The 15,219-nt window shown below is 64.9% G+C and carries 12 protein-coding genes; 10 read left to right on the top strand and 2 right to left on the bottom strand.

The features are described 5' to 3' along the window. Positions 1–26: 26 nt before the first annotated feature. Positions 27–2,264: a TonB-dependent siderophore receptor gene (locus BTH42_RS26530; protein WP_256702290.1), complete on the bottom strand. Its 2,238-nt coding sequence runs from the start codon at positions 2,262–2,264 to the stop codon at positions 27–29. A gap of 164 nt (positions 2,265–2,428) precedes the next feature. Between BTH42_RS26530 and BTH42_RS35020 the strand changes: the two genes are divergently transcribed. From BTH42_RS35020 to BTH42_RS26500, 7 genes are all read left to right on the top strand, one after another. Next, entirely contained in the window at positions 2,429–2,713 is a 285-nt protein-coding gene (locus tag BTH42_RS35020) for a hypothetical protein (protein WP_143752216.1), read from the top strand. A gap of 114 nt (positions 2,714–2,827) precedes the next feature. Then, positions 2,828–4,201 carry a lysine N(6)-hydroxylase/L-ornithine N(5)-oxygenase family protein gene (locus BTH42_RS26525; protein WP_075304147.1) on the top strand — a complete coding sequence of 458 codons (1,374 nt, stop codon included), beginning with the start codon at positions 2,828–2,830 and terminating at the stop codon, positions 4,199–4,201. Then, positions 4,198–5,511 carry an MFS transporter gene (locus tag BTH42_RS26520; RefSeq protein WP_075304146.1) on the top strand — a complete coding sequence of 438 codons (1,314 nt, stop codon included), beginning with the start codon at positions 4,198–4,200 and terminating at the stop codon, positions 5,509–5,511. The genes BTH42_RS26525 and BTH42_RS26520 overlap by 4 nt, the downstream gene beginning before the upstream one ends. After that, entirely contained in the window at positions 5,501–6,139 is a 639-nt protein-coding gene (locus BTH42_RS26515) for a GNAT family N-acetyltransferase (RefSeq protein WP_083654928.1), read from the top strand. The genes BTH42_RS26520 and BTH42_RS26515 overlap by 11 nt, the downstream gene beginning before the upstream one ends. Continuing rightward, positions 6,136–8,031, top strand: a complete 1,896-nt coding sequence (locus BTH42_RS26510) for an IucA/IucC family siderophore biosynthesis protein (RefSeq protein WP_372237288.1) — start codon at positions 6,136–6,138, stop codon at positions 8,029–8,031. The genes BTH42_RS26515 and BTH42_RS26510 overlap by 4 nt, the downstream gene beginning before the upstream one ends. Positions 8,032–8,033: 2 nt before the next feature. After that, positions 8,034–8,843, top strand: a complete 810-nt coding sequence (locus tag BTH42_RS26505) for a siderophore ferric iron reductase (protein WP_075304145.1) — start codon at positions 8,034–8,036, stop codon at positions 8,841–8,843. A gap of 47 nt (positions 8,844–8,890) precedes the next feature. Further along, positions 8,891–10,162, top strand: coding sequence for an aromatic ring-hydroxylating dioxygenase subunit alpha (locus tag BTH42_RS26500; protein WP_083654927.1), 1,272 nt, complete (start codon positions 8,891–8,893; stop codon positions 10,160–10,162). A gap of 37 nt (positions 10,163–10,199) precedes the next feature. Here BTH42_RS26500 and BTH42_RS26495 read toward each other — a convergent pair whose 3' ends face one another. Beyond that, positions 10,200–10,907 carry a GntR family transcriptional regulator gene (locus BTH42_RS26495; RefSeq protein ID WP_075304144.1) on the bottom strand — a complete coding sequence of 236 codons (708 nt, stop codon included), beginning with the start codon at positions 10,905–10,907 and terminating at the stop codon, positions 10,200–10,202. A gap of 203 nt (positions 10,908–11,110) precedes the next feature. Between BTH42_RS26495 and BTH42_RS26490 the strand changes: the two genes are divergently transcribed. The 3 genes from BTH42_RS26490 (at position 11,111) to BTH42_RS26480 (ending at position 15,115) form a co-directional block, all read left to right on the top strand. After that, a complete protein-coding gene (locus tag BTH42_RS26490; protein ID WP_075304143.1) occupies positions 11,111–12,385 on the top strand; it encodes a glucarate dehydratase family protein in 1,275 nt (424 codons plus the stop codon). A 37-nt stretch (positions 12,386–12,422) separates the two neighbouring features. Next, positions 12,423–13,760 (top strand): MFS transporter, encoded by a 1,338-nt coding sequence (locus BTH42_RS26485; protein WP_075304142.1) that lies wholly within the window; start codon positions 12,423–12,425, stop codon positions 13,758–13,760. Between the two features lie 65 nt (positions 13,761–13,825). After that, positions 13,826–15,115 (top strand): MFS transporter, encoded by a 1,290-nt coding sequence (locus BTH42_RS26480; RefSeq protein WP_075304141.1) that lies wholly within the window; start codon positions 13,826–13,828, stop codon positions 15,113–15,115. Positions 15,116–15,219: the final 104 nt, after the last annotated feature.

Here is a 15,219-nt window from a genome sequence, read left to right as displayed (position 1 = left end):
GGGCCGGCTGAGCGGCCCCGCTCCGATCAGAAATCGATCTTCGCGTTCACACTGACCATGCGCGGATCGCCCGGCGCAATGTAGCTCGCGTACTGGAACATCCAGTAGCGGCGGTTCGTGATGTTGTCGATCGCCGCGCGCAGCGTCACATCGTGGCCGCCCACACGGGTCAGATAGTTCGCGCCGACGTTCACGATCATGTAGCCGCCCGTTTCCAGGTCGCCCGCCGGACGCACCTTGGTGCTGCCGGTGAATTTCGCGGCCGCGCCGACCTGCAGGCCAGGCACTTGCGGCACGTCGTAGGTCACCCGGCCGGCGGCGACGAACTGCGGCGCACCCGCGACGCGATTGCCGTTATACGCCTGCCCCTTCGCGTACCACGAGTCGAGCAGCAACATCGAACCGGCCAACTGCCAGTTGCGGCCGAGCCGCACGCTGCCGGCGGTTTCGAGACCCTGATAGATCGAGTTGCCGTCCTGCACGTAGACGTTCTGTTCGTTCGCGTAAGCCGCCCCGCGTTCGATGCGGAACAGCGCGGCCGTCGCGCTCCAGCGCTCCTGTTCGCTCTTGATGCCGATCTCGTACTGACGCGAGCGCAGCGGACGCAGCAACGCGCCGCCGTTCGCATAGATCTGGTCGACAATCGAGCCCTGCTCCAGCGCTTCCACATAGCTCGCGTACAGCGTCGTATGCGGTTCGAGCTTGTACATCAGCGCGGCGGTCGGCGTCAGCACGCCGTTCTGGCTGTACTGCGATATGCGCCCGCCGCTCAGGTTGTAGCTCTCCTGATCGTAGTTCGAGTAGCGCAGACCCGCGAGCACCGACCAGCGCTCGGTCAGCTGGATCGTATCGCTGGCGAACAGCGACTTCTGCGTGATCTGGCTATCGCGGTACTTGTCCAGACCCGCGCCCGAGTAGTAGCGCCACGGGTTCGGCTGGTACAGGTTGCCGTCGCCCAATGTGAAGTAGTGCGAAACGGCGCTGTAGTCGTTGGTCTGACGCTGATACGACGCGCCGAACACGAGGTCGTGTTTGAAGATGCCGGTCTTCGCCTTGCCTTCGAACATGCCCTGCCAGTAGATGTCCTGGTGACCTTCGTCGCCGTTCCAGCGGCTGTCCGAGTAGTCGCCCGCCTGGTTCAGCAGCGTCAGCGTGCTCTCGTTACGGTCGCGCGACGACTTGCTGTAGCTCACCGACGTATTGAACGACCAGTTCGGCGTGATCTGATATTTGACGCCGCCGGTGTACAGCTGCAGGTTGGTGTTCAGATGCTGGTCGGTGCCGCCGAGCAGATTGCTGCCGCCGCTGATCGGCGACGGCAATCCGGTCCCGACGTATTGCGGCGAGATATAGATCGCCGGCGTCTGGCCGCTCGAACGGCTTTGCTGGTAGATCGCGTTGAAGTAGACCTGCAGGTCGCGCGTGAGCTGACCGTCGAGCGCGACCGCCAGCGAATTGCGATTGATGTCGCCCGCGTTGTAGGTCTTGCCCGCTTCGTGCGTGTAGTTGATGCGCGCGCCGAACATTCCGTCCGGACCGAAGCGCCGGCTCAGGTCGACGTGCTGGCTGAACACGCTGTCCATCCGGTAGCCGACCGACACGCTCGTCACCGGCTTGTCGCCCGGTGTCTTCGTCACGTAGTTGACCATCCCGCCCGGCTGCGCGAAGCCGTACATGAAGCCGCCGAGGCCCTTCAGCAATTCGACCCGTTCGAGGTTTTCATACGGCATTGTTATGCCGTACGAAATAAACGGATTGCCGTCGATGCGGAAACCGTTCTGCCAGTCGATCGGCAGACCGCGAATCGAAATATAGGTGGCCCACGCGCTATATGCGTTGCTGTTGTCGGTCACCGACGCGTCGCCCATGAACACGTCGCCGAGCTTGTTGGCCTGACGGTCGGCGAGCTCCTCGCCGGTCACGACCGTGGTCGAAAACGGCGTGTCGAGCTGCGAGCGCGACCCCAGCGCGCCGGCGGACACCGGCGTGCGCAGGTTCAACGGCGAATCGCTTTGCGCGGTTGCGCTGACATTGACGGCCGGCAGCGCCTGCTCGGTGCCGCCTACCGCCCCGCTTGCCGCCCCGCCCGTCGCACCACTCGCCGCCGCGCCCGTTGCGGTGGCTCCCGGCGCCGCGGTTTCCCCGCCGGCGGCGCTCTGTGCGAAAGCAGCCTGCGCCGCGCCGGCAAAAGCCAGCCACACCGCAATCTGCACCGGACGATGAAGCGACAGTCCTTTTGTACGTGTGTTCTTTTGATTCTTCATGTCAGCCAGCGAACGAGCGCCTCCGTCGATTATGCAAATGAGATTGATTCTTATTCCTTGAGCCGGCGATCTTAGCAAAGGCGTTTGTGATTTGAAAGCATTTCGGATAAGTCCTATGGCAATTTGGCCACAGCGCCCCAGCCTGCGCGGCTGGGCGGCCCACTATGCGCATGGCATTTGGCCCTACTATTCGAAGGGTTTTAGCGCCAAAGAAATCTCAAAAAAAGACGCTGCGGGAGGCCCGCGTCACGCGCTCGAAGCAAGCCCTCTGCCATCCGGGCGCCGTTCCGATCCACACGGACTTTCGCCGCGATCCGGCCGATCGCGGCGTGATGCTGAACGCATCGGGCAATTACTTCGGAATCCTGCCGAACTGGAATTTCGCTCTTGCGATCGGCCGACAAACTTCCTATGATTCGCCAACACGAATGAGATCGATTCTCATTTGAAGCCTGTCTCAAGCCGCAGGTGTCATGCGGCGCAGCCGTCCGGCATCCCCCCGCTTTAAGTCGATCGATGAGGCATCTCAACATGGTCTTATCCGGCCAAACAGGAATCCAACCATGAGTACACCTAATGTTCATGCAGGAAAGCAGACGCGTGCCGAAGCGCAGCCCGAGGTCCTCGACTTCGTCGCGATCGGGCTGGGGCCGTTCAACCTGAGCCTCGCGTGTCTGGCCGATCCGATCCGCGATCTGCACGGCCTCTTTCTGGAGCGCAACGAGGACTTCGACTGGCACCCCGGCATGCTGATCGACGACACCACGCTGCAAAATCCGTTTCTCGCCGACCTCGTCAGCCTCGCCGACCCGCAGAGCAAGTTCAGCTTCCTCAACTACTGCAAGCAGGAAGGCAAGCTCTACGCGTATTACATCCGCGAGCGCTTCTATCTGAGCCGCGCCGAATACAACCGCTACTGCAAATGGGCGATCGCGCAGCTGTCCAGCATCGCGTTCGGTTCGAACGTCGAGCGGGTCGAATACGACGCCGAACGCGCGCACTACGTGGTGAGCGGACGCCATGTGAGCAGCGGCCAGCCGTTCGTGCATCGCGCGCGGCGGCTGGTGGTCGGCGTCGGTTCGGTGCCGCAACTGCCGGCGTGCTGCGACGAGGTGCGCGAGCACTGCATTCACAGCGCGCAGTACACCGCGCGCAAGCAGGACCTGCAGAAGAAGCGCTCGATCGCCGTGATCGGCAGCGGCCAGAGCGCCGCCGAAATCTTTCACGACCTGCTGAAGGAAAGCGACGAACACGACTACTCGCTCACGTGGATCACGCGTTCGCCGCGCTTCTTCCAGATGGAGAACACCAAGCTCACGCTTGAGATGATCTCGCCGGACTACATCGATTACTTCTACAACCTGCCGGACGGCGTGCGCGAAAGCATCATTGCGAAGCAGGACAGTCTGTACAAAGGCGTGAACGCGTCGCTGATCAACCAGATCTACGATCTGCTCGACGACCGCCGCAGCCGCGGTCATCAGAATGCAAGGCTGATCACCAACTCCGAGCTGACCGCCTGCCATTACGAGCGCATCGACGATCGCTATCACCTGCGCTTCGTGCAGCGCGACGAAGGCGTGCAGTACACACACGTGACCGGCGGCGCGATCTTCGCGACCGGTTATACGCAGAACGTGCCGGGCTTTATCGACGGCATCCGCGAGCGCATCCGCTGGGACGACAAGGGTCGCTACCGGCTATCGCGCAACTATGCGATCGACGTCGACGAGCGCGACGTGTTCGTGCAGAACGCCGGGCTCTACAGCCACGGCCTGACCAATCCCGACCTCGGCATGAGCTGCTATCGCAACTCGTGCATCCTGCGCGAAATCACCGGCGTCGAGCACTACAAGATCGAGCGGCGCATCGCGTTGCAGGACTTCTCGGTGCCGGACACCGACGGGTTCGTGAAGGTGCCGCTGGAGGCCGCATGACGTTGCGCAACATGATCATCCTGATGACGACGTTCGCCGTCATCAGCGATGCGATCCTGATTCCGTTCTATCCGCAGTTCTTCGCCGCGCGCTATGGCGTGACGAGCCCCGTGCATGCGGGCGCCTACGTCGCGTTCATTTCGATCGTCGTGATGCTGACGCTGCCCGTATGGGCGCGCGTCGCGAAGCGGCTCGACGCGATGCATCTGCTGGTCTACACGCAATTCGCGGCGGGCGTGCTGTCGCTCGCGAGCTACTGGGCGCCGACGGTGCCGCTGTTCTGGGTGCTGTCGCTGGCGATGTTCATGTGCAAGAGCAGCTATCTGCTGATGTATCCGTACATGATGCGCTTCGAGCCGAAGGAGTCGCACGCGCATACGATCGGACTCCTATCGGTGGTCGTGCATTTCGGCGCGATTGCCGGCGCGGTGGCGGGCGGCTTCGTAATGCAGGTGTGGAGCGCGCACAGCTGCATCTTCGCGATGGCAGCCGGCGACTTCGCGCAGATGTTCATCTGCCTGTGGCTGATCCGCGCGCATGCGATCCCGCGACGCTGCCGTTTTGCGGACGAAGCGGATGAAGCGGATGAAGCGAACGCCGGCGCGAGCACCGCGCGCCGCACGCTGCGCGACCGCCTGCCGATCCTGCGGCTCGCGCTGCTGATGCTCGCGTTCGACTTTTGCGTGTACCTGATCCGGCCGTTCATGTCGTCGTACTGGCAGAGCGTCAGCGGCTCGCCGAGCGAGCTGCTGTCGGGCGCGGTGTTCGCGATTCCGGGCATGGTCGCGCTGGTCGCGCTGCGCATCAACAAGCGCATCGCCGACGCGGGCCGCCGCCTGCCGGATCACATGCTCGGCAACCTGCTGTTGTGCACCGTGGGTCTGCTGTTGCAGGGCGTCGAAGCGCCGCTCGCGATCATCGCCGGGCGCCTGCTGTTCGGCTGGGCGTTCTTCCAGATCGTCGTGAAGCTCGACGTGACGATGTTCGCGCTCAGCAAACCCGCGTGGTACGCGGCGGACTTCAGCGTGATCAATTTCTTCCAGAACCTCGGCGTGCTGCTCGCGTCGTTCGCGGCTGGCGCGATCGTCGATGCAACCGGCTTGCGTACGCCGTTTTTCGCGGCCGCCGCGGGTCTGGTGGTGACCGCGTTGCTGAGCGTCTGGCTGCTCGAACGGGCGAGCGCCGGCCGCGAAACGAACGCCGCGCCAGCGCCCAAAACCCCACTCGCCGACGCGACGCTTGCCACCGACCTGACCACCGAACTCACCCCCGCACTAGCCGACACCGGAGCCACTGCCCATGCGAACTGACATCGTCGCCGACGAAATCGCGCTGCGCTACGCCGCGCCCCCGCACGCCGCCACACGCTCGTCCCGTACTGCAAACGTCGACGGCTTCGAGATCCGCGCGCTCGACGTCCCACGCGACGCGCCGACGCTGCACCGCTGGTTCATCGAAGAACGCGCCGCGTTCTGGAACATGCGCGACAAAAGCGTCGCCGAAGTCGCCGCGTTCTATCAGGCGATCGAGGACTCGGGGCATGCGCGCGCATGGATCGGCAGCCAGCACGGCGCGAGCGCGTTCCTGTTCGAAAGCTACGACCCGGCGCACGACGAAGTCGGCGAGCACTACACGCCTCTGCCCGGCGACCTCGGCATGCATCTGTTCGTCGGCCCTGCTTCGCAGCCGGTGTCCGGCTACACGCAGCAGGTGTTCCGCTCGCTGATGACGTTCCTGTTCGAGCAGCTGGACGCCGTGCGGATCGTCGTCGAACCGGACGCGCGCAACACCCGTATTCACGCACTCAATCGCGCGATGGGCTTCGTCCATGCGAAGAACGTCGCGTTTCGCGAGAAGACCGCGTCGCTCGCTTTCTGCACGCGCGCTGACTTCTACGCAGCCATTCGAACCACCACCGCAAAGGATCAACAGCAATGACTTCGACGACCCAACTGACGATGCAACAGGCCCAGCAACACGTACTGCTGAACCCGCCCGAAGCGGCCGCGCATCTGACGCCGGAAGTGTGGCGCAACGCGAACCGGATGCTGGTGCGCAAGGCGATCGCCGAATACGCGCACGAACTGATCGTCGAACCGCAAAAACTCGGCGACGCGCCGGGCGAACACTATGCGCGCTACGAAGTGAAGTCGGACGACGGCTCGCGCGCCTATACGTTCGAAGCCCGCCAGCTCGCGCTGCGCCACTGGAGCATCCGGCCGGAGTCGATCGTCTGCACGAAGGACGGCGTCGAACAGCCGCTCGACGCGCTCGCGTTCATTCTCGACGTGCGCGCACGCCTCGCGATCAAGGAAGAGATGCTGCCGATCTATCTCGACGAAATCAGCAGCACGCTGTACGGCGCCGCTTACAAGGCGGTCAAAGCGGGACCCGACACGCCCGATCTGCTGCACGCGGATTTCCAGGCGATCGAAACCGCGATGAGCGAAGGGCATCCGGGCTTCGTCGCGAACAACGGGCGGCTCGGCTTCGATGCCGGCGACTACCGCGCGTTCGCGCCGGAAGCCGGCTCGACGATCCAGGTGATCTGGCTGGCGGTTCATAAGGACCACGCAGCATTTCATTGCTCGGCCGATCTCGACTATGCGCGGCTGATGGACGAAGAACTCGGCGCATCGACCGTCGCGCGCTTTCGCGAGATCGTCGAGGCGCGCGGCTGCAGTTTCGACGACTACCACCTGATGCCCGCGCATCCGTGGCAGTGGTTCAACAAGCTCTCGATCGCATTCGCGTCTTATGTCGCGACCAACCGGATCATCTGCCTCGGCTACGGCGAGGACCGCTATCTCGCGCAACAGTCGATCCGCACGTTCTTCAACGTATCGGACCGCTCGAAGCGCTACGTGAAGACCTCGCTGTCGATCCTCAACATGGGCTTCATGCGCGGGCTGTCGCCGTACTACATGTCGGGCACGCCGGCGATCAACGACTACATTCTCGGCCTCGTCAGCAGCGATCAGTATCTGCGCGGCCAGGGCTTCACGATTTTGCGCGAGGTGGCGTCGCTCGGTTTCCGCAACGGCTATTACGAAGCGGCGGTGCCGGTCGATACGCCGTACAAGAAGATGTTCTCCGCGCTGTGGCGCGAAAACCCGCTCCAGCACGTCGGCGACGGCCAGCGTCTGATGACGATGGCGGCGCTGCTGCACACGGACCGCGACGGCCGCGCGCTGCTGCCCGCGCTGATCGAAGCGTCCGGGCTCGGCGTGCAGGCGTGGCTCGACCGCTATATGGAAGCGTATCTGGCGCCGCTCGTGCACTGCTTCTATACGTACGACCTGGTGTTCATGCCGCACGGCGAGAACCTGATCCTCGTGCTCGAAAACCACGTGCCGGTGCGCGCGATCATGAAGGACATCGCGGAAGAATCCGCGATCCTGAACAAGGACGCGAAGCTGCCGGAGAACGTGCAGCGCCTCGCGGTCGACGTGCCCGAGCGCGTGAAGCTGCTGGCAATTTTCATCGACGTATTCGACGGCTTCTTCCGCTACGTGAACCAGATTCTGGTCGAGCACGGCTGCTGCACCGAAGACGTGTTCTGGGACGCGGTCGCGCGCTGCGTGACGCGCTATCAGGATGCGCATCCGCAGCTTGCGCAGAAGTACGAGGAGTACGACATGTTCGCGCCGGAGTTCCTGCATTCGTGCCTGAACCGTCTGCAGCTCGGCAATAACCTGCAGATGGTCAACCTGTCGGATCCGGCGGGCAATCTGAAGATGGCCGGCAATCTGCGCAATCCGCTCGCCGGCCGCCGGGCAGCCGGCCGCGCCGCCGGCGAGCGCGTGCTCGCGGAAGCGGTCGAGGCCTGAGCATGACGGCGAGCCCTGCACTGGAGCAACTGCTGCGGCTCGCCGCCAGCGTCGTACCGGGACTGCGCGGCGTGGTCGCGCACGAGGCGAGCGGAGCGGCGCCGGGCGACACGGCTGAAGCCGCACGCGGCGTCGCGCATCTGCGCCCCGCCGCCGCCGAGCCCAACCGCGTCGCGCTCGAAGCGCTGCTCGCGCACTGGAGCGGCGCGTACCCGGAGGCCGGACGCGCGTACTGGTCGCTGCGCTGCTGGGGCATCCTGATCTGGCAGCCGATCTATCTGAGCGTGATCGGCGTGCATACCGCGCAGCGGGTGCTGTCGCTCGCGCGCGTCGAACAGCCGATCGAAAACGGCTGGACCCGCGAGGTGCGGGTGCCGTCGCACGAACCGGCGCATGCGCAACCCGACGCGCTGATCGAACTCGCCGCGCGCGAAATCGCCGGCTGTTGCGGGCAGATCTTCGATGAACTATCGCGCGTGATTCGCGTGAATCCGATCGCTGCCGCCGGGATGCAGGCCGACTGCGTACTCGCGGCCCTGCTCGCGGCGCGCGCGCGACACCCCGAGTGGGACCACGCGCAAGTCGACGCACTCGGCAAACGCTGGCTCGCGGCGCTCGCGCTCGACGGCCGCGGCGGCTTCTTCACCTATGCACGCAGCGACCGCACGAGCGCGCTCGCGCTCGATCGGCAGACCTGCTGCTACCACTATCGGCGACGCGACGGCGAACTGTGCAGCACCTGTCCGCGGCTGCAGCAGTGCGAGCGCATCGCCCGTTTGAATGCGGAGCACGACGGCGCGGCTGCCGCGTAAAAGCGACCGCCGGCACGCGCGGGTGCTCCAACCAAAGGAAAGGACCGATGAACGACATCAGCAACCTGCCCCATCTCGCCCTGACGGACGACGTCGGCGACGGGGGGCTCCAACTGCCGGCGAGCGCGTATTTCGACGACGCGCTGTTCGAGCTCGAAATGGCGCGCATCTTCGCGAATTCGGCGCTGTACGTGGGCAACGAGCAGTCGGTGCCGAATCCCGGCGACTGGCGCGCGCTGCCGCAGGACGAAGGCGGCCGCGTGCTGGTGCGCAACGCGGGCGGCGTGCAGTTGCTGTCGAACGTATGCCGGCACCGTCAGTCGTTGATGCTGGGCGGCGCGGCCGGCAATGTGAGCGGCAAGGTAAGCGGCGCCGCCGGCGGCGCGCCGGCCGGCAACCCGAGCGGCGCAGCGAACGCGAGCGCGCCGCCGCAAACCAGCGGCAATCTCGCGGCGACCGGCGGCAATATCGTGTGTCCGCTGCATCGCTGGACTTACGACGGCAAAGGCGAACTGATCGGCGCGCCCGAGTTCGAGCGCAAACCGTGCCGCAATCTCGAACGCTTCGCGCTCAAACATTGCCACGGACTCCTCTACGAAGGACCGCGCGAACCGGCCGACGATATGGCCCGCGTGTTCGCGCGCCCGGAGTTCGATTTGTCCGGCTATGTGCTCGACCACGTCGAAACGCACACCTGCCACTACAACTGGAAGACCTTTATCGAGGTCTATCTGGAGGACTATCACGTCGCGCCGTTTCACCCAGGGCTCGGCCAGTTCGTGAGCTGCGACGATCTCGATTGGGAATTCGCGGACACCTACAGCATGCAGCGCGTCGGCGTGAACAACGCGCTCGCGCAGCCGGGCTCGGACGTGTATCGCACGTGGCACGACCGGCTGCTCGAATATCGCGGCGGCGAAGCGCCGTCGTTCGGCGCGATCTGGCTTGCGTATTTCCCGACCCAGATGATCGAGCTTTATCCGCATACGCTGGTCGTATCGACGCTTTATCCGAAGGGGCCGCAGGAAACGCTGAACGTCGTCGAGTTTTACTACCCCGAGGACATCGCCGCGTTCGAGCGCGAGTTCGTCGATGCGCAACGCGCCGCGTATCTGGAAACCGTGATCGAAGACGACGAGATCGCCGAGCGGATGGATGCGGGCCGGCTGCGTTTGCATCGGCGCGGCACCAGCGACGCCGGCCCGTACCAGTCGCCGCTCGAAGACGGGATGCGCCATTTCCATGCGTGGTACCGGCGCGCGCTGGGCGGCGGCACGCCGGCGCTCAAGCGGCGGATGTTCGAGTTGCAGGCGGTTTAACCCGCTCGCTAACCCGCTCGCCTACCCGATCGCCGGCTCAGTCATCCGCGAGAAAATTCGGATGACTCGCGCGAATCTGATCGATCTGATTGAGCGTGCTCGACAGATGCTTGCGCAGCGCCGCCTGCGCACCGTCCACGTCACCGTTGCCGATCGCATCGACGATCTCGGTGTGATCGCGCACCACCGCCAGCGTCTTACCCTCGACCGGCAGATGCAGCCGCCGCAGCCGGTCGATGTGTCCGCTCAATCTGCGCACCAGGTCCCACAGTTGCGGCACCCCCGCCGCCTCGTACATCTGCCGGTGAAACGCCTGATCGAATAGCGAGAACTGTTCGTAGTTCTTCAGATCGAGCAGTTCCGCCTGTTTCTCGATGGTCGCGCGCAACTCGGCGAGCAGCGCGGCGTCGCGCTGCTGCGCGAGCGTGCGCACCACTTCCAGTTCGATCGAGCGGCGCAGAAACAGCGCCTGCAACGCCGAGGTCACATTGATCTGGCTGACCACCGTCGCGTGTTGCGGATAGATGTCGACCAGCCCTTCCTCGCCGAGCTTCATTAGCGCGTCGCGCACCGGCGTCTGGCTCAGACCGTAACGGCTCGCCAGCTCGGTGCGCGACAGCACCGTGCCCGGCGTCAATTCGAGCGACAGGATCATTTCGCGCAGGCGTTCGAAAACCTGCGGCGCGGCATGGCGGGAGCGGTCGATCCGGTGGACCACCGCGGCCCGGGAAACGTGATTTTTCATGGCTTGAGCTGAAGCGTTGACGCAGGCGCCCGGGCTCGCCGGGCGCTGAAACACTAGCACTATAGCGGACCCGAGGCCCGTCCAGCGGGCTTTTCAGCGAATTGGGGCGAAACGGCCGGGTAAGCGTTTACCCGACTGACACACTAATACATTAGTGCTTTACCATCCGTTCCATCTCGTTTTCTTCATTGCCGATTGCCACCATGACTCGCGACATCACCATCACACAGGTGCGAATTACGCCGATCGCCTTCCGCGACGGCCCGCTGCTGAACGCCGCCGGGATCCACGAACCCTGGGCGTTGCGCGCCATCGTCGAGCTGGAAACCAGCGACGGCCGCGTCGGCATCTCCGAAACCTACGGCGACGAGCCGATGCTGCGCGTACTCGAACAGGCCAAGGCGCTGGTACTCGGGCTGTCGCCGTTCGACCTGAACCAGATGGAAGAGCGCGTGCGCGCGACGATCAAGGCGAGCCCCGGCGCGGTCGAGTTCGAACTCGCGCCCGGCTCGCACGCGGCGAAGAACGCGCCGAAAGTGATCAGCACGCTCGAAGTCGCGATGCTCGACCTGCAAGGGCAGATCGTCGGCGCGCCGATCGTCGACCTGCTCGGCGGCAAGGTGCGCGACGCGGTGCCGTACAGCGCGTATCTGTTCTTCAAGTACGCGGAGCACGTCGAAAAACCGTATGCGCCCGACGCCTGGGGCGAAGGCATCAGCCCCGCGCAGATCGTCGCGCAGGCGCGCCGGATGATCGATCTGTACGGATTCCAGAGCATCAAGCTGAAGGGCGGCGTGTTCGAACCCGCGCATGAAATCGCCTGTATGCGTGCACTGCACGACGCGTTTCCCGGCACGCCGCTGCGGCTCGATCCGAACGCCAACTGGACGCTCGAAACCAGCATCGCCGCCGCGCCCGAACTCGACGAACTGCTCGAGTACTACGAAGACCCGTGCCCGGGTCTGGCGGGGATGGCCGAACTCGCGAAGCACACGCGTCTGCCGCTCGCGACCAACATGGTGATCACGACGATGGACGACTTCCGCCGCGGCGCCGAAATGGGCTCGGTCAAGGTGCTGCTGTCGGATCACCACTACTGGGGCGGTCTGCGCGCGACGCAAACGCTCGCGCGCATGTGCAAGCTGTGGGACCTCGGGATGTCGATGCACTCGAATTCGCACCTCGGCATCAGCCTGATGGCGATGACCCACGTCGCCGCGAGCATTCCGAACCTGACCTACGCGTGCGATACCCACTACCCGTGGCAGGAAGAAGAAGTGATCAAGGGCGGCCGCGTGCGCTTCGACAACGGCGCGGTGCGCGTGCCGACCACGCCGGGTCTGGGCGTCGAACTCGATCGCGAGCGGCTCGCGGAACTGCACGCGCAGTACCTGTCGTGCGGCGTGCGCAATCGCGACGACCTCAAGCAGATGAAGAAGTACGACCCGAGCTTCACCGGCAAGAACCCGCGCTTTTGAGCATCCGAACCGCGCTGCCCCAGAAGGAGACAAGTCCATGAACCGTTCCATCCCGGACGCGGCGCGGCCGGAGCGCGCCGCCCTGCTGGCGAGCGCGGTGAGCAAGATCAAGTGGCGGGTGCTGCCGCTGTTCGTCGTGATGTTCATCGTCAACTACATCGACCGGGTGAACATCGGCTTCGTGCGTCAGCATCTGAGCGCCGATCTCGGCATCGGCGCGGCTGCTTATGGCCTCGGTGCGGGGCTTTTCTTCATCAGCTACGCGGTCTTCGAAGTGCCGTCGAACATTCTGCTGCAACGCTTCGGCGCGAAGCTCTGGCTGACCCGCATCATGCTCACGTGGGGGCTCGCGGCGGCCGGCATGGCGTTCGTGCGCGGCGAGAACTCGTTCTACGCGATGCGCCTGCTGCTCGGCGCGGCCGAAGCCGGCTTCTTTCCGGGCGTGATCTATTACTTCACGCAATGGCTGCCCGGCAATGAACGCGGCAAGGCGATGGCGATCTTTCTGAGCGGTTCCGCGCTCGCGTCGGTGCTGTCCGGGCCGATCTCCGGCGGACTGATGATGATCGAAGGCGGCGGGCTGCGCGGCTGGCAATGGATGTTCGTGATCGAAGGGATGTTCTCGGTCGCGCTGGCCGGCTTCATCTGGCTGTGGCTCGACTCGAAGCCGCGCGACGCGCAGTGGCTGAGCCGGGCCGAGCAGGATGCGGTGATCGGCGAGATCGACGACGAACAGCGCCGGCGCGCCGCGTCGCACGGCGGCCACCCGTCGCTGTGGTCTCTGCTGCGCGACCCGCAGATCGTGATCTTCTGCGTGATCTACTTCGCGGTCTCGCTGACGATCTACGGCGCGACGTTCTGGCTGCCGAGCATCATCCGCAAGATGGGACATTTCAACGACCTGCAGGTCGGCTTCTTCAACTCGATCCCGTGGCTGATCTCGATCGCGGCGATGTATCTGTTCGCGATGCTGGCCGCGCGCTTCAAATATCAGCAGGCATGGGTCGCATGCGTGCTGCTGATCGCCGCGGCCGGCATGTATGCGGCCGGCCAGGGCGGCCCGGTGTTCTCGTTCATCGCGATCTGCTTTGCGGCGATCGGCTTCAAGGCTGCGTCGTCGCTGTTCTGGCCGATTCCGCAGGGCTATCTCGACGCGCGGATCGCCGCCGCAGTGCTCGCGCTGATCAATTCGATCGGCAATCTCGGCGGCTTCGTCGCGCCGGCGATGTTCGGCCTGCTCGAACAGAAGACCGGCTCGATCGAAGGCGGACTCACCGGCCTCGCGGCGATGTCGGTGCTCGCCGCCGGCGTCGTGTTCCTCGCGCGGATGAGCCCTCGCGAGAGCCTGCCGGCGCCCGCGCCGCGCGCCCGTTGAACACGGTTAAACCACGCATACCGAACCCTCCACACAACCTACTAAAGAAGACCTTCGGAGACGCAATGAAAATACTGGAAGCCAACGCGGCCACTGCCCGCACGGCGGTCGGACGATACCGCTGGACCATCTGCGCGATGATCTTCGCGGCGACCACGATCAACTACATGGACCGGCAGATGCTCGGTCTGCTCGCGCCGCTGCTGCAGAAGGACATCGGCTGGACCCAGGTGCAGTACGCGCAGACCGTGATGGTGTTTACGGTCGCGTACGCGGTGGGTCTGGCGATCTTCGGCCGGATCGCCGACCGCGTCAGCACCAAGCTCGTGTACGGCAGCGCGATGGCGATGTGGAGCCTCGCCGCGATGCTGCACGCGGTCGCGGCGACCGTGCCGGGCTTCGCCGCGGTGCGCGGCCTGCTCGGCTTCGGCGAGGCGGCCAACTTCCCGGTCGCGATCCGCACCACCGCCACGTGGTTCCCGAAGAAGGAACGCGCGCTGGCGACCGGCTTCTGGAACATGGGCGCGACGATCGGCGGGATCGTCGCACCGGCTTTCGTGCCGATCGCGGCGGTCACCTGGGGCTGGCGCGCGACCTTCATCGCGGGCGGCGCAACCGGTTTCATCTGGCTCGCGGTGTGGCTGCTGATCTATCGGCAGCCGGCGCAGCATCCGTCGGTATCGAAGGAAGAACTCGACTACATCAACGCCGATCGCGACGAAGTCGTCGAGCAGCGCGTCAGCTGGCTGTCGGTGCTGAAGTATCGCGAGACGTGGGCATTCGTCTTCGGCAAGCTGCTGACCGATCCGGTCTGGTGGTTCTATCTGTTCTGGCTGCCGAAGTGGCTGAACGAGTCGCGTCACATCGATATCGGCAACATGGGTCTGCCGCTGATCGCGATCTACACGATGGCATCGGTGGGCAGCGTCGCCGGCGGCTGGCTGTCGTCGCGTCTGATGGCGCGCACGAATCACCCGAACTTCGCGCGCAAGGTGACGATGGCCATCTGCGCGGTGTGCGTGGTGCCGATCGCGACGCTGTCGTATTTTCAGAGCCTCTGGTATGCAGTGTTCGCAGTCGGGCTGGCGGCCGCCGCGCACCAGGGCTGGTCGGCGAATCTGGTCACCACCGTGGGCGACGTGTTTCCGCGCCGTCTGGTCGGCACCGTGGTCGGGATCGGCGGGGTCGCGGGGATGGTCGGTTCGTTCTTCTTCTCCGGCGTGATCGGCGAGACCTTGCAGCGTACCGGCCAGTATTGGGCGCTGTTCACGGTCGGCGCTTCCGCTTACCTGGTCGCGCTCGGCATCATTCATCTGCTGATGCCGCGGATGACGCCGGTCAAGCTGCGCGACTGAAGTCTTGAGTAAGGTGGCGGGGGGGGGGGGGGGGCCCCCCCCCCCCCCCCCCCCCGGCGCGGGGGGCGGGGGGGGGGGCGGCGCCGGGGGGGGGGGGGGGGGGG

The sequence above is a fragment of the Burkholderia sp. SRS-W-2-2016 genome (genome assembly GCF_001931485.1).
In the GTDB taxonomy this organism is placed as follows: domain Bacteria; phylum Pseudomonadota; class Gammaproteobacteria; order Burkholderiales; family Burkholderiaceae; genus Paraburkholderia.
Note: the sequence above shows the minus strand (reverse complement) of the source record. Positions and strands in the feature narration are given on the sequence as shown.

Excerpts from the sequence above, each read along its gene's own strand:
- BTH42_RS26500 (WP_083654927.1), top strand. The coding sequence starts at position 8,891 with ATGAACGACATCAGCAACCTGCCCCATCTCGCCCTGACGGACGACGTC.
- BTH42_RS26485 (WP_075304142.1), top strand. The coding sequence starts at position 12,423 with ATGAACCGTTCCATCCCGGACGCGGCGCGGCCGGAGCGCGCCGCCCTG.
- BTH42_RS26490 (WP_075304143.1), top strand. The coding sequence starts at position 11,111 with ATGACTCGCGACATCACCATCACACAGGTGCGAATTACGCCGATCGCC.
- BTH42_RS35020 (WP_143752216.1), top strand. The coding sequence starts at position 2,429 with ATGCGCATGGCATTTGGCCCTACTATTCGAAGGGTTTTAGCGCCAAAG.
- BTH42_RS26515 (WP_083654928.1), top strand. The coding sequence starts at position 5,501 with ATGCGAACTGACATCGTCGCCGACGAAATCGCGCTGCGCTACGCCGCG.
- BTH42_RS26520 (WP_075304146.1), top strand. The coding sequence starts at position 4,198 with ATGACGTTGCGCAACATGATCATCCTGATGACGACGTTCGCCGTCATC.
- BTH42_RS26510 (WP_372237288.1), top strand. The coding sequence starts at position 6,136 with ATGACTTCGACGACCCAACTGACGATGCAACAGGCCCAGCAACACGTA.
- BTH42_RS26480 (WP_075304141.1), top strand. The coding sequence starts at position 13,826 with ATGAAAATACTGGAAGCCAACGCGGCCACTGCCCGCACGGCGGTCGGA.
- BTH42_RS26495 (WP_075304144.1), bottom strand. The coding sequence starts at position 10,907 with ATGAAAAATCACGTTTCCCGGGCCGCGGTGGTCCACCGGATCGACCGC.
- BTH42_RS26505 (WP_075304145.1), top strand. The coding sequence starts at position 8,034 with ATGACGGCGAGCCCTGCACTGGAGCAACTGCTGCGGCTCGCCGCCAGC.
- BTH42_RS26530 (WP_256702290.1), bottom strand. The coding sequence starts at position 2,264 with ATGAAGAATCAAAAGAACACACGTACAAAAGGACTGTCGCTTCATCGT.
- BTH42_RS26525 (WP_075304147.1), top strand. The coding sequence starts at position 2,828 with ATGAGTACACCTAATGTTCATGCAGGAAAGCAGACGCGTGCCGAAGCG.